A 21,716-nucleotide genomic window follows, 5' to 3' on the forward strand; every position below is an offset into this window, starting at 1 on the left:
AGAGGCGCTCCCCTAAAGTGAGCGCCTCTTTCACTCCCTTCCGCGATGGGCGCGGATCGGAACCGGCGCGATGCGCCAAAATCCCATGCTGGGGAAAAGGCTTTGGCCATCCCCTAACTGCACGAAGCAGGACAGCGAACGTGACGAATGTGAACAGGACATCGCTGCTGACCGGCGTTCTCGCCGGCTTTACCGCCGCCCTCTTGTCGATGGGCGCGAATACGCAGTCGTCTCTTGCGATCGTCCTTTATGCCGCTTCGGCCCTTCCGATCCTGATTGCCGGCCTCGGCTGGGGCAATGCCGCAGCGATCACCGCAATCGTCACGGCCGGCGCCACCGGTGCCGTTCTCGTTTCGCCCTATTTCTCGCTGCTGATCCTCGTCGTCACGCTGATCCCGGCCGGTTGGCTGAGCCATCTCGCCAATCTCGCCCGCCCGGCGTCCGAACTCGGCGGCCCGGACGAGGCGCTTGCCTGGTATCCGCTCTCCGATATCCTCAGCCATCTCGCCGGTCTGGTGACCGTCGGCATGATCATCGTCGGCGTGATCGTCGGCTATGGAGCCGATATCTCCGATCGCATGGTCGATATCGTCATTCAGGCGGTGAAGGCGCAGGACAGCGCCTACAACCCGGATGCGGCTGCCATCGCTCAGATCAAGTCGCTTTTCACCCTCGCCTTGCCGCTCGTCCAGGGCGCGATCTGGGTGCTGATGCTGTTTACCGCCTACTACCTTGCCACCCGCATCGTGCAGATGTCCGGCCGGTCGTTGCGCCCGCGCGAGGACATTCCTTCGACGCTGCGCATGCACCGCAACGCGATCTTCATTTTTCTCGGCGGCCTGGTCCTCACCTTCCTCGGCGGCGCACCCGCAACGATCGGCGCGCTGATCTGCGGAACCTTCGGCGCGGGCTTCCTGCTTGCCGGTTTCGCCTCCTTCCATTTCCGCACGCGCGGCAAGTCCTGGCGGCTTCCCGTGCTGTGGATCGCATACCTGTCGGTGCTCGTGTTCACGATCCCGGCATTCTTCTTCCTCCTGTCCGGCCTGATCGATACGCGACGCACCATCGCGGTCACGCCGGTTGGAAAAAACTGACCAACGAACTGGAACTCTGAAAGGAAACCAACATGGAAGTCATTCTTCTCGAACGTATCGCCAAGCTCGGCCAGATGGGCGAAACCGTAAAGGTTCGCGACGGCTTTGCCCGTAACTACCTCCTGCCGCTCGGCAAGGCGCTGCGCGCCAACGCTGCCAACAAGGCCCGTTTCGAAGCTGAGCGTTCGACGCTCGAAGCCCGCAACCTCGAGCGCAAGTCGGAAGCCCAGGCTGTTGCCGAGAAGCTCGACGGCAAGTCGTTCATCATCGTCCGCTCGGCTGGCGAAACCGGCCAGCTCTACGGTTCGGTTGCTGCCCGCGACATCATCGAAGTGCTCGCTGCCGAAGGCTTCAACGTCGGCCGCAACCAGGTCGACCTCAACCAGCCGATCAAGTCGATCGGCCTGCACAAGGTCACGCTGCACCTGCACTCGGAAGTCGAGATCTCGGTCGAAGTCAACGTTGCCCGTTCGGCCGAAGAAGCCGGTCGCCAGGCCAAGGGCGAAAGCCTGACCTCGGCCGACGCCATCTACGGCGTTGACGAAGACGCCCTGAAGCCGGAAGACTTCTTCAACCCGGAAGCCGAATTCGAAGGCGAAGAAGAATAAGCCTTAAAGGCCATTCGACATGCGAAAGCCCGGATCATCGATCCGGGCTTTTTTCTTGGCCGCTGCACGGTCCGCGCTGTCAATGACGTCCGGGAAATCCGGCCGCCTTATCCGTGAGCGGCAACGGGCGTGCCGCCCTTGTTGGCCTGGTCCGGTGCAACATGAACCGGCGCATCCTTGTCGACGCGCACGACGACCGAGAGACCGGGTGAGAGCATTTCCGCCAGCGGCTGACCGGGATCGACGGCGATGCGCACGCCGACGCGCTGAGCCACCTTGGTGAAGTTGCCGGTGGCGTTGTCCGGACGGATGATGCTGAACTCCGAACCAGCGGCGGGCGAGAACCGCTCGATATGCCCCATCAGCTCGTTCCTCTGCAGGGCGTCGACCGCGATGGTGACGGGTTGGCCCGCCTTCATGCCATCGAGCTGCGTTTCCTTGAAATTGGCGACCACCCAGACGTCGTTCGGAACCAGCGCCAGGAGTTGCGAGCCGGCCGTCACATATTGACCGATGCGCGCGCCGATCTCGCCGAGCCGGCCGTCACGCGGCGCGACGATGCGCGTGTTGTCGAGATCGATACGCGCGAGTTCGACGGCCGCTTCCGCTCCGCTCACCGCGGCCTGCAGTCCGGAACGCGCGCCGAGCGTCGTCGCCAGTGCCTGCTTCGAGACTTCGAGCCCTGCTTCCGCCTGGCTCACGGCAGCGTCGGCCTGCTCGAAGCCCGCACGCGCCTGATCGGCGTCGCTGCGGGTCGAAACACCCTTTTCCGCAAGCGGGCGAATGCGGTCCCAGGTCGCACGCGCCCGGTTGAAGGCGGCCTTGGCGCTGTCGATCTGCGCCTGGCTTGCGGCGATACCGGCCTTGGCCGAAAGCTCCTGCTGGAAGGAATTGGCAAGGGCTGCCTTCTGACCGGCAAGCGTGGCTTCCGCCTGCGCCACCTTCTGCGCATAGATGCGGTCGTCGATCTTGACCAGCAGTTGCCCGGCCTTGACCGTCTCGTAGTCGCGCACCGGAACGTCGGCGACATAGCCCGCAAGCTGTGGGCTCATGATCGTGACAAAGCCACGCACATAGGCGTTCTCGGTCGATTCGACCGAACTGTGGAACGGCGGCAGCCGCCAGGCGTAGAGCACAAGGGCAATACCGGCGATGCCGGCGAGAAGAACGATGATGCTCGTGGGCGAGCGCAGGGATTTCAACATGGTCGTCAACTCTGTCAATCAGGTGGCAGGCATCGGCGCAGGCGCGGACAATCTCTGCCTGAGCCAGTTGTAGAAGATGTGCAGCAGCAGCCCGGCGAGCGCGAAGAGCGCGACCGCCGAAGCCAGCAGGAAGGCGTCGTTGTAGGCGAGGATGTAAGCTTCGCGGGTCACCTGCTGTGACAACAGCACGGTGCCTTCGCCGCCGAGCAGGGTCTTGTCGCCCATCACCTTGGCGTAGGCCGCGGAAAGCTGGTTGACGCGCTGGGCAACCAGCGGGTTCGAGAGCACGATCCGTTCGGCGAGAATGTTGGAGTGAAACTTTTCGCGGATCGTGACGAAGGTGCCGAAGGCGGCAGATCCGATCAGGCTGCCGATGCTTTGGGTAAAGAGGAAGATCACGATGAAGCTCAGGATATAGCTCGGCCCCTTGGCGAGCGCCGCCTTGAAGCCGCGTGCCATGGCCGGCGGCAGGAAGAGCGCCGTGCCCGACGCAATCATCGCCTGGCTCAGATACATCTGCTCCGGCCGCGTGAGGCCGGTCGCCTGGCTATCCATGTAGGCGCCGGTCGCCAGAAGGCTGAGCGCCAGGATATGCACGCGCTCCGCATGCTGAGGGTTCATCAGCGCGGCGCAAAGCAGACCGCCGCCGATCGCCGCGGCTAGGATGATCCAATAGAGGGTCGCGACCTGCTCGAACTGGAGGCCGAGCTGCTGGTAGAAGTTCGCCGCGACCGTCGATTGTTCGGATGCCACCAGGCGGAAAATCAGGAGAACGGCGGCAAAGTGCACGATCTCCTTGGAGGCGATCCAGCGCACGTCGATCAAGGGTACCGGGCGATGGAGCTCGATCAGCACCGCAGTCGTCAGCGTCGTGATCGAGACGACCAGCAGGACACCGAGCCATGGCGCCTCGAACCACCAGTAGAGGCGCCCCATGGTCAGGACCACGGCGAGGCAGCCGAAGGCGACGGCGACGAGCAGGTAGCTCAGGATATCCATGCGCTGGATGACCTTGGCATGCGGCACCGGCGTCAGCGGCAAGAGGTAGATGATTGGCAGAGCGATCAACGCCAGCGCCATTTCCAGCGTGTAGAGCGCGTGCCACTGGCCGTATTCGATCAAGGTCGGCGAGATCAGGCGGGTGACCGGCGCGGAAATCGTCGTGCAGGTGAGCGCCAACGCCAGACCGACGGTCAGCTTGCGCGCCGGCGGAAAGGCTTCGAGCATGTAGAGGAAGCCGAGCGTCGACATCGGTGCGGCGGCAATGCCGCTGATGAACCGCACGACGATCGCCGAATGCAGATCGGAAACGAAGACGTTCATCAGCGAGACGACGACGAAACCGGCGATGCTGATTTCGGCAAAACGGCGCAGCCCGTACTGGGCGCGGATCTTCACCAGCGCGATCGACAGGCTGACATTCGGCGCCATGTAGGCCGCCGAGAGCCAACCGGCCTCGATGGAGGTCGCCGAAAGCGAGCCCTGGACCTGCGTGAGGTTGGCGAGCGCCAGGTTCATGCCAAGCCCCTGAGTCAGGAACAAAAGCACAGAGCCCACGACATAGACCGCCGAAAGCAACAGGCCTTTCTCGACCGGGGCCGGTACGGGCGCTGGCGCCGGTTCTGGTTCCGGCGCAATCGCGGTTTCCCCGCGTTGATCCTCGTCGATGGTCTCCGCAGCCTCAAGCTCGATGGCGAGGCGGTTGTCGTTTGCGGCGGCCGTCGCGCCTGCACCCATTGCCCTCACTCCCGCGCCAGCGACTGGACATTGTCGGCGATCGCCCGGATCACCCGCTTCGTCACCACAAGCTCGGCTGCGTCGATGCCTTGCAGCACTTCGGCGCGGATCTCGTCGGCAAGCCTGAGGATCTCGTCGGCAACCGTTCGGCCGAGTTCGGTCATATGGATCTGCTTGGCGCGGCGGTCGGAGACCTCAACCCGCCGCTCGATGAAGCCCTGCTTCTCCATGCCGTCGAGCAGGCGCACTAGGGTCGGGGTCTCGATGTCGAGCTCGTCGGCGAGCTCCCGCTGGTTGAGGCCGTCCTTCTTCGTCAGGGCAAAGAGCGCGCGGGCGCGCGACAACGTCAGCCCCCTCTCCTTCACGCGCGCATCGAACACGGCGCGCAGCTTGCGATTGACCAGCGACAAGGCATCGAACAGTTCGCGGTTCACGGTCGGCTGATACATTGGTATCTTTTCCATATTACTAGCATGCTAATTATATTGCCTCTATCTAATCCAAATGCGGTGGATTTTCAAGATGCGGATTTGAGGCAGAGGAGGACGGCGCTACACTTCGGCTTGTCGGGGAGGTTCGGGTGATTCGCGGCGTCAACGACCAAATTTGTGACGACGGCATAATCCGCACATTTGCGAACCCCCGCCTGTGGATCAGTCGAACAACGGGAACAGCGCCGGATGCGGTGACGTCGCTCTGCGACTGTGTCCCTCGTGCACTTGACCCGGCCCGCGCTTAGACGCAAACCGGTGCCACACCAGACAGAGGCAGAGATAATCGAATGAACGAAGCGTCGCGAAAGCTATCCCCTATCGGCAAGGATCAGGCGGACCAGCACTACCGCGAGGCCCCGAACAACCTCGAGGCCGAGCAGGCGCTGCTTGGCGCGATCCTCGTCAACAACGACGCCTACTACCGCGTCTCGGACTTCCTGAAGCCCGTGCATCTGCACGAGCCGCTGCACCGCAAGATCTACGAAGTCGCCGGCGACATCATCCGCATGGGCAAGATGGCGAACCCGGTCACCATCAAGACCTTCCTCAAGGCCGACGAGAAGGTGGGCGACGTCACCGTCGCGACCTATCTTGCGCGCCTTGCCGGCGCCGCCGTCTCGATCATCAACGCCGAAGACTATGGCCGGGCGATCTATGACCTGGCGCTGCGCCGTTCGCTGATCACCATCGGCGAGGACATGGTCAACATTGCCTATGACGCGCCGCTCGACATGCCGCCGCAGGGCCAGATCGAAGATGCCGAGCGCCGTCTGTTCGAACTGGCAGAGACCGGCCGCTACGACGGCGGCTTCCAGTCGTTCAACGATGCCGTGGCGCTCGCCATCGACATGGCCGGCCAGGCCTTCGAGCGCGACGGCAGCCTTTCGGGCATTTCAACCGGCATCCTGTCGCTTGATGGCCGGATGGGCGGCCTGCAGCGTTCCGACTTGATCGTGCTTGCCGGACGTCCGGGCATGGGCAAGACCTCGCTTGCCACCAACATCGCCTACAACATTGCTGCGGCCTACGAGCCGGAAGTCCAGGCGGACGGCTCGTTCAAGGCGAAGAACGGCGGCGTCGTCGGCTTCTACTCGCTCGAAATGTCGTCCGAACAGCTCGCCACCCGTATCATCTCCGAGCAGACCGAAGTCTCCTCGTCGAAGATCCGCCGCGGTGACATCTCCGAGGCCGATTTCGAAAAGCTCGTCGCCTGCTCGCAGATGATGCAGAAGGTGCCGCTCTATATCGACCAGACCGGTGGCATCTCGATCGCCCAGCTTTCCGCCCGTGCCCGGCGCCTGAAGCGTCAGCGCGGCCTCGACTGCCTGGTGGTGGACTACATCCAGCTCATGACCGGCTCGGGCAAATCCAGCGACAACCGCGTGCAGGAAATCACCCAGATCACCACCGGCCTCAAGGCGCTCGGCAAGGAGCTGAATGTTCCGATCATCGCGCTCTCGCAGCTCTCCCGTGGCGTCGAAAGCCGGGAAGACAAGCGGCCGCAGCTCTCCGACCTTCGTGAATCGGGCTCGATCGAGCAGGACGCCGACGTCGTGCTCTTCGTGTTCCGTGAGGAATACTACGTGAAGAACCTGGAGCCGCGCGACGAGTTCGATCCGAAGTACGAAGAGTGGAAGATGAAGATGGAGCAGGTGAAGGGCACGGCCGACGTGATCATCGCCAAGCAGCGTCACGGACCGACCGGTACCGTGAAGCTCGCCTTCCAGTCGGAATTCACGCGCTTCACCGATCTCGCCGACCCATCCTTCACCCAGTACGAGGAACACTAGACTGCTTCATTGTTTCTTTGCAACGGTGAAGCGCTCCATCACTTTGAACGAACGCAATTCCGGACGGAAAACCGTTTCACACGTTTCCAGGGATTGCTCAGAGTTCCGTTGGGGGCGGCCGGAGCGGGCTGTGAAAAATGTTTGCGGTTTCCCAGCCCGCTCTCAATTTCAAAAGGCATGTGCCTTTCTCTCCGAAGCGCGCCTCGCACTCCGGCACAAACTCTCAGAACACGAGGCGCAGCAGCGCCACCGAGACGACACCGACGGCGACCGACACCAGGAGCGGCAGTCGCATGGCGGCGACCGCCGTCGCGGCGGCGGCGATCGTTTCCGCCGGACCGGTCACGAAGGCCGTCGGCGCGATGACCGCCATCAGGACGGCCGGCGGGATCGCCTCCAGCGCGCGCTTCTGGTTTTCCCCGATCGTCACATAGCGGATCAGCACGAGGCCGCCGATGCGGGTCGCGATCGTCGCAACCGCCATGGCAAGAATTGCGAGCAGCGTGTTGAGGTCGACGGTCATGCATGGGCCTCCTTGCGAGCGCCGGAGAGAAGCGCCACCACGACGCCGGCCGCAGCCCCGGCAGCGATGTACCAGACGCCCGGCAGCAATTGGTGCGTAATGACCGCCGCGAGCGCGCTTGCAGCCAGAACGGCCCCGGTCTCGCGCCCCTTCCAGAAGCCCATGACCAGCACGATGAAGACGGCGGGGAACGCAAAATCGAGGCCCGTGACCTTCGGATCGCCCAGGAAGGCCCCGAGCAAGGCGCCTGCCAGGCTCGTCAGCACCCAGACGCAGTAGAACGGCACCGCAAGTCCCGCATACCAGGCAGGCGTCAGCTTGCCGTTGCTCGCGCGCATCTCGGCCATGGCCCAGATCTCGTCGGCCAGAAGCAGCATCGACGCATAGCGCGCCGGCCCGGAGAAACGGTCGAGCTTGCCGCCGATCGAAGCGCTCATCAGCACATGGCGAATGTTGACGAGCAGGGCCGAAAAGCCAAGCGCTGCCCAGGACGCCGGATGCGTCCAGATATCCATAGCGACGAACTGCGATCCGCCGGCAAAGACCAGCGCGCTCATCAGCGCCACCTCGGCCGGCGTGAGCCCCTTGCTCGCAGCCACCGCGCCGAACACGAGGCCAACCGGCATGACCGCGACGATCAGCGGCGTCATGGCGACTGCCGCGGCCCGAAATTCCTGAAACGCACTTCTTTCCTGCAACGTCCACGTCTCCATTCGCGCGATGCGCCGCCTTTCCACGCAGTCGCGCCATCGCAATCACCCGCGTGTTCTAGGTCTCGGGCTGCGGATCGTCTTGAACGAAAGTGATCAGCCGGCGCGGAAGGCCCCGGGGGTGACGCCGGTGCGCGCCTTGAAATGACGGCTGAAATGCGCCTGGTCGGCAAAGCCGCATTGGTAAGCCGCGTCCACCGCCGACCAGCCGTGCCGCAGCAGCGTCTTTGCCGCCCGCACGCGCTTGTCGGTCAGGAACGCATGCGGCGTGATGTGGAACTCCTTGCGGAAAGCGCGGATGAGGTGGGCGCGGCTGAGGCCCGCAACCTTCGCCAGTTCCTCGAGCCCGACGTCCTCGGCATAGTTTTCGGCCAGGAAGTCGCGCGCCCGGTGCACCGCCGATTGCTCCCGCGTTTCGATCGGCGTGATGATCGTGCTGCCGTGGCGCTCGAACATCGTCGCGAGAACGCTGAACATGCTCTCTTCCGCCTCGAGGGTGCCGCCGTTCAGCTCGAGCATGCGGTGCGCGTGATGAAAGGCAATCGCCAGATCCGGCGCCTGCAGCACGCGCCTGGAGAAGGACGGCGTGCCCTTGAAGGCGCGGCCGGTCACGTCCTCGATGATGTTCACCAGAAGCTCGGCGCTCGGGTAGACCATGCGATAGCGGTAACCGCTGCCACCGGGATGGCCGTCATGGATCTCGTCGGGGTTGATGAGATAGAAAAAGCCCGGGCCCGCTTCCGAGCGCTCGCCTTTGATCTTGCTGATCTGCGAACCGGCCTCGATGGCGCCGATGCTGAAAGTCTCATGTGCATGCGGCGCGAATTCGTGGGTGATGAAAGTCGCCGTCAGGCATTCCATGCCCATGAAACGGGGATCCCGCCAGAAGCGCGTGCGCTCGGCGCCCTCTATCGGCATGACATCGATGGCTTCTTCCTGCGAAATTGTCTGCATGGCAAAACCATAGTGCGCATGCGCGGCTGCGTCTTGCACAAAAGTGCTCGTTTGCCTGGTCCATCCGCGAGGGCGCTGCGACAGGGGAATGTTTGCGACGCTCTGCGCTTGGCTGTATTGATCCTGGATCATCCACGCAGAGTGCACGGCATGCTTCCTCCAGACTTCCATTCCGCTTCCAACCGGCTCACGATCGATCTTGGCGCGCTTGTCGACAACTGGTGGGCCATGAACAAGCGCTCCGGCAAGGCGCGTGCCGCGGCCGTCCTCAAGGCGGATGCCTATGGCATCGGCATCGCGCAGGCGGCCCCTGCCCTCTATGCCGCCGGCGCGCGCGACTTCTTCGTCGCCAATGCCGAGGAAGGTGCCGATCTCCGCCCTCTGGTTCCGGACGGCCGGATCTACATTCTCGCCGGCATGTGGCCCGGCAACGAGGCGCTTTTCTTCGACAATGACCTGGTGCCGGTCATCAATTCGGACGAGCAGCTGGCCGTGTTCATGGCCGCACTCTCCGAACGGGGCGACCACCCTTGCGTGCTGCATGTCGATACCGGCATGAACCGGCTCGGCCTTACGGTCGAGCAGGCCGTTGCGCTTGCGACAGACCCGGCGCGGCCGGCGAGCTTTTCGCCGGTGCTGATTATGAGCCACCTCGTCTGCGCCGACGATCCCGAGCACCGGCTGAACGGCCTTCAGCTCCGGCGCTTCCACGAGGCGACCGCCGCCTATGAAGGCGTCGATGCGAGCCTTGCCAATTCCGGCGGCGTCTTCCTCGGTTCCGACTATCATTTCGACCTGACCCGGCCGGGCATCGCCGTCTACGGCGGCGAGGCGGTGAACGACGTTCCCAACCCGATGAAACCGGTGGTGACCGCCGAGGCACGGATCATCCAGGTTCGCGATGTGGCCGCCGGCGGCACCGCGAGCTATGGCGCATCCGCCCGCTTCGACCGCGACAGCCGTATCGCGACCGTCGCAGTCGGCTATGCCGATGGCTACCACCGCTCGGTCTCCGGCGGCGGCGTCACGCTCAGGCAGGCAACGCCATCAGGCGCCTTCGGCTTCCTGCATGGCCGGAAAGTGCCGCATGTCGGCCGCGTCACCATGGATCTCAGTCTTTTCGACGTCACCGACCTGCCGGAAGGCACGGTGCGGCCGGGCGATTACATCGAGCTCTTCGGCCGGCACATCGCCATCGACGATGTCGCGCGCGCCGGCGGCACGATCGGCTACGAGATGCTGACCAGCCTCGGACATCGCTATGCCAGGCACTATGTCGGCGGCGCGTAACGCCGTCCTTCATATCAATTTTCAGTCATTCCCGCTGAAATTCACCTTTTGTTCCGCGTTTCGCGGCATTATGTGACGATACAAGTGATTCTTTTCCGCCGACGTCCGATCGCGACGTCGGCGGTCTCACATTCCGAAAGTCGATGCCGATGGCGAAAGCGCGTACCCAATTCATCTGCCAGAACTGCGGCACGGTCCACACCCGCTGGGTGGGCAAGTGCGAAGGCTGCGGCGAGTGGAACACGATCATCGAGGACAATCCGACGGCAGGCATCGGTGGCGGTCCGTCGCGGGCGCCGAAGAAGGGACGCCCGGTGGCGCTCACTACGCTCTCGGGCGAGATCGAAGACGCGCCACGGATCCAGACCGGGATTTCGGAACTCGACCGGGTGACCGGCGGCGGCTTCGTGCGCGGCTCGGCGCTGCTCGTCGGCGGCGATCCCGGCATCGGCAAGTCGACTGTGCTGATGCAGGCGGCCGCCGCGCTCTCGCGCCGCAACCACCGCGTCATCTATGTCTCGGGCGAAGAGGCCGTGGCGCAGGTGCGCCTTCGCGCCCAGCGCCTTGGCGCTGCCGACAGCGACGTCCTGCTCGCCGCCGAGACCAATGTCGAGGACATTCTGGCGACGCTCTCTGAAGGCAAGCGCCCGGATCTGGTGATCATCGATTCAATCCAGACGCTCTGGAGCGACATCGTCGATTCGGCGCCCGGCACCGTCACCCAGGTTCGCACCGGCGTTCAGGCAATGATCCGCTTTGCCAAGCAGACGGGAACCGCCGTCGTGCTCGTCGGCCACGTCACCAAGGAAGGCCAGATCGCCGGCCCGCGCGTCGTCGAGCACATGGTCGACGCCGTGCTCTATTTCGAAGGCGACCGCGGCCATCACTACCGAATCCTGCGCACCGTCAAGAACCGCTTCGGCCCGACCGACGAGATCGGCGTGTTCGAAATGTCGGACAAGGGCCTGCGCGAGGTTGCCAATCCGTCGGAGCTCTTCCTCGGCGAACGCAACGAGAAATCGCCGGGCGCCGCCGTCTTTGCCGGCATGGAAGGCACCCGCCCCGTCCTCGTCGAAGTGCAGGCGCTGGTCGCGCCGACCTCGCTCGGCACGCCGAGACGCGCGATCGTCGGCTGGGATTCCGCGCGGCTCTCGATGATCCTCGCCGTGCTCGAAGCCCATTGCGGCGTGCGGCTCGGCCAGCACGACGTCTATCTCAACATTGCCGGCGGTTACCGCATTTCCGAGCCGGCTGCGGACCTGGCTGTGGCTTCCGCACTGGTTTCATCGCTTGCCGGGCTTGCCCTTCCGGCGGATTGCGTCTATTTCGGCGAAGTCAGCTTGTCGGGTGCCATCCGGCCGGTTGCGCATACCGCACAACGCCTTAAGGAAGCCGAGAAGCTCGGGTTCTCGCAGGCGGTCCTGCCATCCGCTTCGACCGAACTGCCGAAAAACGGCAATGGCCGCTGGAGCGAGATGGAAAGCCTGCCCGATCTGGTGGCGCGCATCGCGGGGTCGCGAAACGCACTGAGACCGGCGGAGGACGAAGACTGAAGATGCGGATGTCGCAGGCCGCCCTTTAAGGGCCGCAAACAGGCTGAAAATGCCCTGAACTCAGGGCCGATGGCGGATAGAGGAGACCCGGACGAACCGGGTCCGGAGTAAGGACAAAATGCCCATTACAATTCTCGACGGTATCGTTCTCGGCGTCGCCCTGTTTTCCGCAATCCTGGCCATGGTTCGAGGCTTCTCGCGCGAGGTGCTCTCGGTCGCGAGCTGGGTGGGTGCGGCAGCTGCCGCCTACTTCCTCTACCCGCATCTCCTGCCCTATGCGAAGCAGTACACCAACAGCGACACGGTTGCGATGATCGGATCGGCAGCGGTGATCTTCCTGATCGCGCTGATCATCATCTCCTTCATCACCATGCGGATCGCCGATTTCATCATCGACAGCCGCATCGGCGCGCTTGACCGCACGCTCGGCTTCCTCTTCGGTGCCGCCCGCGGCATCCTGCTGGTCGTCGTCGCCATGCTGTTCTTCAACTGGCTCGTCGCTCCGCAGCAGCAGCCGACCTGGGTCACCCAGGCCAAGTCGAAACCGCTGCTCGACAATCTGGGCAACAAGCTGATCGCTCTGCTGCCCGAAGAAGCCGACGCCACCATTCTCGATCGCCTGCGCGGCAAAGACACGACCGGCGAAGGCGAAGGCGAAGCGCCGGCAACGACGCCCGGCCAGGCACCTGCGACGACGCCGGACCAGGCGCCCGCCGACGACGCCCCGGCCACCAACGGCTGAGACAGGAACGATTTGCCGACAAAGCCCGCCCCGCGGGCTTTGTCCTTTTGGGGAATAACGCTTGCAGCCGTTTTCAGCTAAGATTGCTTGAAGACGGCGGGCCTGATCACGATATGCGCACCGGTACGGAGCAAAGGCGACTGTGATGACCGATAGATCCATCGAAATCCACGATGAACTCGAAGGCGACGAACTGCACGAAGAGTGCGGCGTCTTCGGCATACTGGGGCACTCGGATGCGGCGGCGCTGACGGCGCTGGGCCTGCATGCGCTCCAGCATCGCGGCCAGGAGGCGGCCGGCATCGTCACCTTTGACGGCAAGCAGTTCTGCACCGAGAAGCGCATGGGCCTCGTCGGCGACCACTACACGGATCCCGCGACGCTGGCGAAACTGCCGGGCTTCATGTCGATCGGCCACACCCGCTATTCGACGACGGGCGAAGTGGCGCTGCGCAACGTGCAGCCGCTCTTTGCCGAACTCGAAGTCGGCGGCATCGCCGTCGCCCATAACGGCAATTTCACCAACGGCCTCACGCTTCGCCGGCAACTGATCGCCGACGGCGCCATCTGTCAGTCGACCTCGGATACCGAAGTCGTTCTGCACCTGATTGCCCGCTCGAAGCAGACCTCGTCCTCCGACCGCTTCATCGACGCCATCCGCCAAATGGAAGGCGGTTATTCGATGCTGGCGATGACCCGCACGAAGCTGATTGCCGCGCGTGACCCGATCGGCATCCGCCCGCTCGTCATGGGCGAACTCGACGGCAAGCCGATCTTCTGCTCCGAGACCTGCGCACTCGACATCATCGGTGCGACCTATGTGCGCGACGTCGAGAACGGCGAAGTCATCATCTGCGAAATCCAGCCCGACGGCTCGATCACCATCGATGCGCGCAAGCCCGAGGTTACGCAGCCCGAGCGGCTGTGCCTGTTCGAATATGTCTATTTCGCCCGACCGGATTCGGTCGTCGGCGGCCGCAGCATCTATGTGTCGCGCAAGAACATGGGCATCAACCTCGCCAAGGAAGCGCCGGTCGAGGCGGACGTCGTGGTTCCGGTGCCGGACGGCGGCACGCCGGCTGCGCTCGGCTATGCCCAGCAGAGCGGCATTCCCTTCGAATACGGCATCATCCGCAACCACTATGTCGGCCGCACCTTCATCGAGCCGACGCAGCAGATCCGCGCCTTCGGCGTCAAGCTGAAGCATTCGGCCAACCGCGCGATGATCGAGGGCAAGCGCATCATCCTCGTCGACGATTCGATCGTGCGCGGGACGACGTCGGTGAAGATCGTACAGATGATGCGCGACGCGGGCGCACGCGAAGTACATGTGCGCGTCGCCAGCCCGATGATCTTCCATCCGGATTTCTACGGCATCGATACGCCGGATCGCGACAAGCTGCTCGCCAACCAGCATGCCGACCTCGCCTCCATGTGCCGCTACATCGGCGCGGACTCGCTCGAGTTCCTGTCGATCGACGGCCTCTATGAGGCGGTCGGCGGCGAGAAGCGCGATCCGAAGGCACCGCAGTTCACCGACCACTATTTCACCGGGGACTATCCGACCCGCCTCCTCGACCAGGAAGGCGCCAGCAATGTCCGCAAACTCTCGGTTCTCGCCAGCAACGGATAATCAGACAACAAAATGACGATCGATCTCAAAGGCCGGGTGGCCGTGGTCACCGGCGCATCGCGCGGTATCGGCTATTTCACCGCTCTCGAACTGGCCAAGGCCGGTGCCCATGTCGTCGCCTGCGCGCGCACCGTCGGCGGCCTCGAAGAACTCGACGACGCGATCAAGGCGGCGGGCGGTTCTGCGACGCTGGTGCCCTTCGACCTCGCCGACATGCCGGCGATCGACAAGCTTGGCGGCGCGATCAACGAGCGCTGGGGCAAACTCGACATCCTGGTTGCTAATGCCGGCGTGCTCGGCACGATCTCGCCGATCGGCCATGTCGAGGCGAAGGTGTTCGACAAGGTGATGATGATCAACGTCAACGCCACCTGGCGGCTGATCCGTTCGCTCGAGCCGCTGCTGATCAAGTCGGACGCCGGTCGTGCGCTGATCCTGTCGTCGAGCGCTGCACACAAGTGCAAGCCCTTTTGGGGCCCCTACTCCGCGTCGAAAGCCGCCGTCGAGGCTCTGGCCCGCACCTGGGCCGGCGAGACGCAGCGCCTGCCGCTGCGCATCCTCTCGGTCGACCCCGGAGCCACCCGCACCGCGATGCGCGCCCAGGCGATGCCCGGCGAGGATCCGGAGACCGTGCCGCATCCTTCGGAAGTCGCAGCCAAGCTGCTGCCGCTGGTTGGCCCCAACCAGACCGAGACCGGCAAGCTCTACATCGTGCGCGAAGACAAGATCGTCGATTACCGGATGCCCGAATAAGCTTCGGCACACCGCTCAAATGAGAAAGGCCACCGTGTCGTCACGGTGGCCTTTTCTTTTTGCGTGTCGTTTTGGTCTCGGTCAGTCCTTGTCGCCCGGCAAGCCGTCGCCGCCGGTCGAAGGATGGACCGGCCAGTCGCCGCCATACTTGCGCTGCCAGGAGCGCGCGCCGAAGGGCAGCGTGATCAGGTAGCCGAGCGCCGTTACCGCCATCGTTTCCCAAGTATAGGTCATCAGCGTCGCGACGTAGAAGACGACGCCGAGGATGGCCGGCAGGACGAGATCGCGGCGAACGCGGCTGTTTTCCGACTTTCCGGACCAGACCGGCAGGCGGCTGACGAGAAGGAAGGCGATCAGCACCGTATAGGCCGACGCAATCAGCGCGAAGGTGCGCTCCGGAGCAAGACCCAGGAGACCCAGGTAAACCGGCAACAGCACGAGCATGGCGCCTGCGGGTGCCGGCACGCCGACGAAGTATTCCGACTGCCAGGACGCCTTGACCTGGCGCTCCGCCATGACGTTGAAGCGCGCGAGCCTCAGACCCATCGCGATCGCATAGACCAGAGCCGCGATCCAGCCGATCGAGCGCGCCTGGTCGAGGATGAAGACGTAGAGCACGAGGGCCGGCGCGACACCGAAGTTGATGATGTCGGCAAGCGAATCCATCTGGCCGCCGAAGTTCGACGTCGCCTTCAGTGCGCGCGCGACGCGACCGTCGATGCCGTCGAGAAAGGCGGCGAGCAGCACCATGGCAACGGCAAGCTCGATGCGGTTTTCAAAGGCGAGCCGGATGCCCGAAAGACCGGCGCAAATCGCGAGCACGGTGATGAGATTGGGGATCATCAGCCGCAGCGGGATCTCGCGCAGCCGAGGGCCGCGCGCGGTATCGCTCGAGCCGTTGGCGTCCTCGGACATCTGCGGCGCTTCGATCGGTTTTTGCTGTTCAGAGCCTTCCATGGACACTCCTTATGCGCGGCGGCTGATGACCGGGCCCTTGGCCGAGCCAAACTCGGCAAGCACCGTTTCACCGGCAACGGCGGTCTGCCCGACGCTGACGCGCGGCTCGGCACCGGCCGGCAGGAACACGTCGAGGCGCGAGCCGAAGCGGATCAGGCCGAAACGTTCACCGGCCTCCAGCGAGCCGTTCTCATACTTCCAGCACAGGATGCGGCGGGCAACGAGGCCGGCGATCTGAACGACGCCGATGGCGCCGTGCTTGGTGTCGATCACCAGACCATTGCGCTCGTTCTCCTGGCTGGCCTTGTCGAGCTCGGCATTGACGAACTTGCCGGCGCGATAGGCGACGCGGGTGATGGTACCGGCCATCGGCGCGCGGTTCACGTGGCAGTTGAACACATTCATGAAAACGGAGATGCGCAGCATCGGTTCCGAGCCGAGGTTCAATTCTTCCGGCGGCAGGACCGTCGCGATCGACGAGACGCGGCCGTCAGCCGGGCTGATCACCAGATCGTCGTCAAGCGGCGTCATGCGCTCGGGATCGCGGAAGAAGTAAGCGCACCACGCGGTCAGCACGAAGCCGATCCACATCAACGGCTCCCACAGGAAGCCAAGCACCAGTGACACGACGAAGAAGATCGCGACGAAGCGATAGCCTTCCTTGTGCACCGGAACGAGCGTGTTGCGGATCGTATTGACCAGGCTCATGAACTCTACTCCAGATTTTCCGTGGAACGTGATCGTTTTCTATAAGTTAGCGCGGGATGCGGACGGAAAACCGCAAACGCATTTCCTGCCCCCGCTCTAGCGCGAAATGTCCCGGCGGGCAACGCCGCCCGCCCGGTAGCGACAAAACGCGTCGCGCTCAGCAAAGAAAAAGACACCATCAAACCGCCGGCTCGCCACGCGTGACGATGCCGAGATCGTCGCTTTCGCGCACGCGCTTCAGTTGCTCTTCTGCCTGCGTCGCTTCGCGCTGGCGGCTCCACATCGAGGCATAGAGACCGTTGCGGTCGATCAGTTCGCCATGGGTGCCGCGTTCGGCAATGACGCCGTCCTTCAGCACAATGATCTCGTCGGCGTTGATGACGGTCGAGAGCCGATGCGCAATCACAAGCGTCGTGCGGTTGCGCGACACGACGTCGAGGGCCGACTGGATCTCTTGCTCCGTGCGGGTGTCCAGTGCGGACGTCGCCTCGTCGAGGATCAGGATAGGCGGGGCTTTCAGGATCGTGCGGGCGATCGCGACGCGCTGCTTCTCGCCGCCCGAAAGCTTCAGGCCCCGCTCGCCGACCATCGCCTGGAAGCCCTCCGGCAGCGTGCGGATGAACTCGGCGATCTGCGCGGCTTCGGCCGCCGCCTCGACTTCGGCTTCGCTCGCCGAAACGCGGCCATAGCGGATGTTGTAGGCGATCGTGTCGTTGAAGAGCACCGTGTCCTGCGGCACCATGCCGATCACCGAGCGCAGGCTCTTCTGCGTCACTGTGCGCACGTCCTGGCCATCGATGGTGATCGCCCCTTCCTGCACGTCGTAAAAGCGATAGAGCAGGCGCGAGAGCGTCGACTTGCCGGCACCGGAGGGCCCGACCACGGCAACCGTCTTGCCGGCGGGCACCTCGAAGGTGATACCCTTCAGGATCGGGCGCGCCGCATCATAGGCGAAATGCACGTCCTTGAAGGCGATGGCGCCCTTGCCGATGACAAGTTCGCTCGCATCCGGGCGATCCACCACTTCGGCACGCACGTCGAGCAGATCGAACATATGCTCGATGTCGGTGAGCCCCTGACGGATTTCGCGGTAGACGAAACCGATGAAATTGAGCGGGATCGCAAGCTGGATCAGCATGGCGTTGATGAAGACGAAGTCACCCAGCGTCTGTTCGCCGCGCTGAACGGCCAGCGCCGACATGATCATCATGACGGCCGTACCGGCGCCGAAGATCAGCGCCTGGCCGAAGTTGAGCCAGCCGAGTGACGTCCAGACCTGAGTCGCCGCCGCCTCGTAGCGTTCCATCGACTTGTCGAAGCGACGGGCTTCCATCTCCTCGTTGCCGAAATACTTGACCGTCTCGAAGTTCAGCAGCGAGTCGATCGCCTTGGTATTGGCGTCGGTGTCGCTGTCGTTCATCGAACGGCGGATGGCGATGCGCCAGTCGCTCGCGCGCACGGTGAACCAGATGTAGAGCCAGACGGTGACGGCGGTGACGAGGAGATAGCTGAAGCCGTAGCCCCACCAGAAGATCACAGCCGTCAGCAGGAACTCGATCAGGGTCGGCACGCTGTTGAGGATCGTGAAGCGGACGATCGTTTCGATGCCCTTGGTGCCGCGCTCGATGACGCGCGAAAGCCCGCCGGTGCGCCGCTCCAGATGGAAGCGGAGCGACAACTGGTGCATGTGTATGAAGGTCTTGTAGGCGAGTTGCCGCACGGCATGCTGGCCGACGCTTGCAAAAAGCGCGTCGCGCAGCTGGTTCAACCCGGCCTGCAAAAGGCGGGCAAGGTTATAGGCGAGCACCAGCATGACCGCGCCGGTCATGAACACGGGCAGAAAGCCCAGGACATCCGGCTTGCCGTTCAGCGCATCGGTTGCCCATTTGAAAGAATAGGGAACAAGGATCAGCACGACCTTGGCGATGATCAGAATGACCGTTGCCCAGATCACCCGGAGCTTGAGATCGGCCCTGTCCGACGGCCACATGTAGGGCCACAGATTGGCGATCGTCTGCAGGGGATTGCTGGTATCGGCCGAAACGGTTTTCTTCTGGGGTGCCACGTTCTGATCCGCTCTTACGTTTGCGCGCTTGGAGGCAGATTGTCGCGCATCCAAGCTCTGCGCCGAGCCTTCCCTGTAAACGAAGACCTCAGGCGCCGTCATCACCGTTCAATGAAAAGCGGCGCCCTGTCGAAGGCGCCGCCCTTGGTCGGGAGATAGGCATCCGCCGCTGCCGCCGCAATGTCGGCGGCCGCAGATCGGCTGCTTATTGCTCTTGTTTCATGTGCTTCTTGTGAATTTCCCGCGATTCTTCGTCCGGCAGCGCCTTGTCCGGCACGCCGAAGACCTGGCCCGGACGAATGCGGTCCGGGTCCTCGATCTGATCCTGGTTGGCGAGATAGATCGTGGTGTAGCGCAGGCCCGCGCCGTAGACGCGGCGCGAGATCTGCCACAGCGTGTCGCCGCGGCGGATGATCACCGAACTCTTGCTCTCCTTGAGCGGAGCCTGCTCGAGCGCCTGGGGCTGGTCGGGCGATGCTGCAACAGCTGCGGCTTCGGTCGCCGGCTGTGCCGGTGCGGCATCGTTTACAACCGCGCTCCCAGCACCCATCGCCTTTGCCAGTTCACCCGGCGCCGGGGCATTGTCCTTCGGCTGAGCCTTCTCGGGTGACGCCGGCGTGGCGCTGCCCTGCTCGGCCAGGACCGCACCGACGGTCGCATCAACCTTGGTAAGGGCCGCCGCCACGCTCGACGGGTCCTGAGGCGCTGCCTTCAGCGCCGCGAGCGCACTGGCCGCGGCCTTTGCGGCCCGCGTCGCCGAGGCGACGAGCGTCTGATCGGAATTGTCGGCAAGACGGAAATCCGCAAGCGACTTCAACGCGATCTCGGTCGCCGAACGGGCGGCAGCCAGTTGCTCGCCGTTCGGGACCTTGCCATTGGCATAGAGCCCCTTCAAGAGCGCCAGCGCCTTTCCAGCTTCCGCACGCAGGCCATCGAGACCGGCGGTTGCCGACGGCGTGCCCGAAGGCGCTACGGCCGCAACCTGCGATCCTGCGGGCCGGTCGAAGGGAACCGAGGCGCGCATCACGACCTTGGTGCCGTCCTCGTTCAGCATGTCCGCCCGGATGATGTGGCTGCCCACCGTCAACTCGATCTGACCGTCGACGACGAAGTGGCCCTTGTCGTCAGCCTTCATTTCGCCGACGAGCCTGTCGTCGGCATAGACGCGCACCAAGGCACCGGCCTTGGCGCTGCCGGCGACGAACATCTTGCTGCCTTCGATCTCGACCGCGCTCACCTGCAGGCCCGGAACGCCGGAAAGCTGCGCCGGCGCCGTGGCGGCATCGACCGCCTGCGGCGTTGCGGAAGCAACCTCGGCCGGCTTGAGGTCCGCAGCGGCGACTTCCTCCGCCGCGCCCGGCGTCGTGATCAGACGGCTCGCCGTGCCCGGCTTCGAGACCATGGCAAGCAATTGACCGGACGGATCCTTGGGAACGGAAACCGTCGCTACTTCCTCGGAGCTCTTCACCGCACCGTTTTCACCGGTGCTGCGCAGTGTGAGCTGATGGTCGCCCGCCGGAAGGGGATTGTCGAAGACCGCGGCAAAGTCGCCGGTCGCGCCGACATCGGCTGTGCCGACCACGGTGTCGCCGCTCAGGATCTCAAGCTTCGAATTCGGCTGGGCGTGGCCGGCGATCACCGTCGAGCCGTCTGGCTCAACGCGCAGCACGTCGAAACCGGGAAGGGCCGGATCCGTCTCAGGCGCGTTGGCGGCGGTCGCCGCTTCGGCCTTCGGCTGCTCCTGCTGCGGCACAGCATCCGTCTTGGCGGTCTCGGCAGAGGCGCCGGTCGCCTGCGGTCCACCGGTCGCGGGCGTCGCCTCGGTCGACTGCGTCGCGGTGCCTGCCGCCTGATCGGCCGCCGGCTTCTTGCTGTCGCCGCGCAAGTTCGGTTGAATTACGAATACCATCAACGCTGTTGCTGCCACGAGGACAGAAATGGCCACCCAGCCGGCCTTATTTTTGATCATGCCACTCTCCACACGGAGCGGAGCAACGCTCCGCGCATGCCCTCTCATCGGCCTGCGGTGCGGGCTTGCGCCGTCATTATAGCGCAACAGCAAGCAACTCGTCCGATTTCTTCAATCAATCACTGAAATTGCTAGCGATTCGCGATTCGGCATACAAGCAGCCGAAGGGGCGGCAACCCGCAGAAAGCCGGGTTTCCCCTCATTTTTCTTGACCCATGCTGCGCTGCAATGTTTTTTGAGGGCATGAGCACCGAGAACAGCACGATTCGATCCATCTGCGTCTACTGTGGTTCACAGCCGGGACGTGACAATGCCTACATGGAAGCCGGGCGCGCGCTTGGCCGATCCATCGCCGATCACGGGCTTCGCCTGGTCTATGGCGGCGGCACCCGCGGCATCATGGGAGCGGTCGCCAGCGGCGTGCTTTCCAATGGCGGCGAAGTCACCGGGATCATCCCCGAATTCCTGATGGACAAGGAAGCGACCCGCCATTCGCTCGGCCAGCTGAACGAGCTGATCGTGACGGCCGACATGCACGAGCGCAAGCATACGATGTTCGAACGCGCCGACGCTTTCGTGGCGCTGCCCGGCGGCATCGGCACGCTGGAAGAGATCGTCGAGATCATGACCTGGGCGCAGCTCGGGCGTCACCGCAAACCGATGGTCTTCGGCAACATCAACAATTTCTGGAGGCCGATGATGGACCTCCTGCAGCACATGCGCGAGGAAGGCTTCGTCCACACGGCGCATCTCGTGCAGCCGCTTGTCGTCAATGACGCGGCCGACATCGTGCCGACCATCCTGGCGGCCGCTGGCGGCGGCAACGGCCGTGAGGGCGAAACCGAGATCATCTCCAAGCTTTAAGAAACGCATTCGGCCAACAAAAAAGGCGCGCCACCCGGCGCGCCTTTTTTGATTCTATCGATTGGCC

General features: G+C 63.9%; 19 protein-coding genes. 9 read left to right on the plus strand and 10 right to left on the minus strand.

Annotation, left to right across the window (positions count from 1 at the left end):
* The first annotated feature begins 140 nt into the window (after positions 1–140).
* The gene (locus JVX98_RS16285; protein ID WP_043611358.1) at positions 141–1,094 is read left to right on the plus strand and encodes a membrane protein; all 954 of its coding nucleotides are present in this window, start codon (positions 141–143) and stop codon (positions 1,092–1,094) included.
* Between the two features lie 32 nt (positions 1,095–1,126).
* Positions 1,127–1,702 (plus strand): 50S ribosomal protein L9, encoded by a 576-nt coding sequence (rplI, locus tag JVX98_RS16290; protein ID WP_034803982.1) that lies wholly within the window; start codon positions 1,127–1,129, stop codon positions 1,700–1,702.
* Between the two features lie 107 nt (positions 1,703–1,809).
* Here the strand turns inward: rplI and JVX98_RS16295 are convergent, their stop codons facing one another.
* From JVX98_RS16295 to JVX98_RS16305, 3 genes are read right to left on the minus strand one after another with little or no spacing between them, the layout of a single operon-like run.
* Positions 1,810–2,907: an HlyD family secretion protein gene (locus JVX98_RS16295; RefSeq protein WP_205239195.1), complete on the minus strand. Its 1,098-nt coding sequence runs from the start codon at positions 2,905–2,907 to the stop codon at positions 1,810–1,812.
* Positions 2,908–2,925: 18 nt separating this feature from the next.
* Complete coding sequence (locus tag JVX98_RS16300) at positions 2,926–4,644, minus strand: MFS transporter (protein WP_205239196.1); 1,719 nt, start codon at positions 4,642–4,644, stop codon at positions 2,926–2,928.
* 5 nt (positions 4,645–4,649) lie between these two features.
* Positions 4,650–5,093 (minus strand): MarR family winged helix-turn-helix transcriptional regulator, encoded by a 444-nt coding sequence (locus JVX98_RS16305; RefSeq protein WP_205239197.1) that lies wholly within the window; start codon positions 5,091–5,093, stop codon positions 4,650–4,652.
* Positions 5,094–5,425: 332 nt separating this feature from the next.
* On the opposite strand from JVX98_RS16305, the gene JVX98_RS16310 reads away from it, so the two are divergent.
* Entirely contained in the window at positions 5,426–6,928 is a 1,503-nt protein-coding gene (locus tag JVX98_RS16310) for a replicative DNA helicase (RefSeq protein WP_043611355.1), read from the plus strand.
* Between the two features lie 223 nt (positions 6,929–7,151).
* Here the strand turns inward: JVX98_RS16310 and JVX98_RS16315 are convergent, their stop codons facing one another.
* From JVX98_RS16315 to JVX98_RS16325, 3 genes are all read right to left on the minus strand, one after another.
* Positions 7,152–7,451 (minus strand): AzlD family protein, encoded by a 300-nt coding sequence (locus JVX98_RS16315; protein WP_043611353.1) that lies wholly within the window; start codon positions 7,449–7,451, stop codon positions 7,152–7,154.
* Complete coding sequence (locus JVX98_RS16320) at positions 7,448–8,101, minus strand: AzlC family ABC transporter permease (protein WP_205239461.1); 654 nt, start codon at positions 8,099–8,101, stop codon at positions 7,448–7,450. Before JVX98_RS16320 ends, JVX98_RS16315 begins: the two co-directional genes overlap by 4 nt.
* Positions 8,102–8,257: 156 nt before the next feature.
* Positions 8,258–9,115 (minus strand): AraC family transcriptional regulator, encoded by an 858-nt coding sequence (locus tag JVX98_RS16325; RefSeq protein ID WP_205239198.1) that lies wholly within the window; start codon positions 9,113–9,115, stop codon positions 8,258–8,260.
* Positions 9,116–9,265: 150 nt separating this feature from the next.
* Between JVX98_RS16325 and alr the strand changes: the two genes are divergently transcribed.
* The 5 genes from alr (at position 9,266) to JVX98_RS16350 (ending at position 15,086) form a co-directional block, all read left to right on the plus strand.
* Complete coding sequence (gene alr, locus JVX98_RS16330; protein ID WP_205239199.1) at positions 9,266–10,405, plus strand: alanine racemase; 1,140 nt, start codon at positions 9,266–9,268, stop codon at positions 10,403–10,405.
* Positions 10,406–10,554: 149 nt separating this feature from the next.
* Positions 10,555–11,958 (plus strand): DNA repair protein RadA, encoded by a 1,404-nt coding sequence (gene radA, locus JVX98_RS16335; protein ID WP_043611486.1) that lies wholly within the window; start codon positions 10,555–10,557, stop codon positions 11,956–11,958.
* 118 nt (positions 11,959–12,076) lie between these two features.
* The gene (locus JVX98_RS16340; RefSeq protein WP_034803987.1) at positions 12,077–12,700 is read left to right on the plus strand and encodes a CvpA family protein; all 624 of its coding nucleotides are present in this window, start codon (positions 12,077–12,079) and stop codon (positions 12,698–12,700) included.
* Between the two features lie 145 nt (positions 12,701–12,845).
* Positions 12,846–14,333, plus strand: coding sequence for an amidophosphoribosyltransferase (gene purF, locus JVX98_RS16345; protein ID WP_205239200.1), 1,488 nt, complete (start codon positions 12,846–12,848; stop codon positions 14,331–14,333).
* 12 nt (positions 14,334–14,345) lie between these two features.
* Positions 14,346–15,086, plus strand: a complete 741-nt coding sequence (locus JVX98_RS16350) for an SDR family NAD(P)-dependent oxidoreductase (protein WP_192447377.1) — start codon at positions 14,346–14,348, stop codon at positions 15,084–15,086.
* Between the two features lie 81 nt (positions 15,087–15,167).
* Here JVX98_RS16350 and pssA read toward each other — a convergent pair whose 3' ends face one another.
* The 4 genes from pssA to JVX98_RS16370 form a co-directional block, all read right to left on the minus strand.
* The gene (gene pssA / locus JVX98_RS16355; RefSeq protein WP_205239201.1) at positions 15,168–16,043 is read right to left on the minus strand and encodes a CDP-diacylglycerol--serine O-phosphatidyltransferase; all 876 of its coding nucleotides are present in this window, start codon (positions 16,041–16,043) and stop codon (positions 15,168–15,170) included.
* Positions 16,044–16,052: 9 nt separating this feature from the next.
* The gene (locus JVX98_RS16360) at positions 16,053–16,751 is read right to left on the minus strand and encodes a phosphatidylserine decarboxylase (protein ID WP_192447378.1); all 699 of its coding nucleotides are present in this window, start codon (positions 16,749–16,751) and stop codon (positions 16,053–16,055) included.
* Positions 16,752–16,929: 178 nt separating this feature from the next.
* Entirely contained in the window at positions 16,930–18,816 is a 1,887-nt protein-coding gene (locus tag JVX98_RS16365; protein WP_192447379.1) for an ABC transporter ATP-binding protein/permease, read from the minus strand.
* A 205-nt stretch (positions 18,817–19,021) separates the two neighbouring features.
* The gene (locus JVX98_RS16370) at positions 19,022–20,785 is read right to left on the minus strand and encodes a LysM peptidoglycan-binding domain-containing protein (RefSeq protein ID WP_205239202.1); all 1,764 of its coding nucleotides are present in this window, start codon (positions 20,783–20,785) and stop codon (positions 19,022–19,024) included.
* Positions 20,786–21,028: 243 nt separating this feature from the next.
* On the opposite strand from JVX98_RS16370, the gene JVX98_RS16375 reads away from it, so the two are divergent.
* Positions 21,029–21,649, plus strand: a complete 621-nt coding sequence (locus JVX98_RS16375) for a TIGR00730 family Rossman fold protein (RefSeq protein WP_192447381.1) — start codon at positions 21,029–21,031, stop codon at positions 21,647–21,649.
* Positions 21,650–21,716 lie beyond the last annotated feature (67 nt).

Origin of the sequence: Ensifer sp. PDNC004, assembly GCF_016919405.1 — a bacterium.
GTDB lineage: Bacteria > Pseudomonadota > Alphaproteobacteria > Rhizobiales > Rhizobiaceae > Ensifer.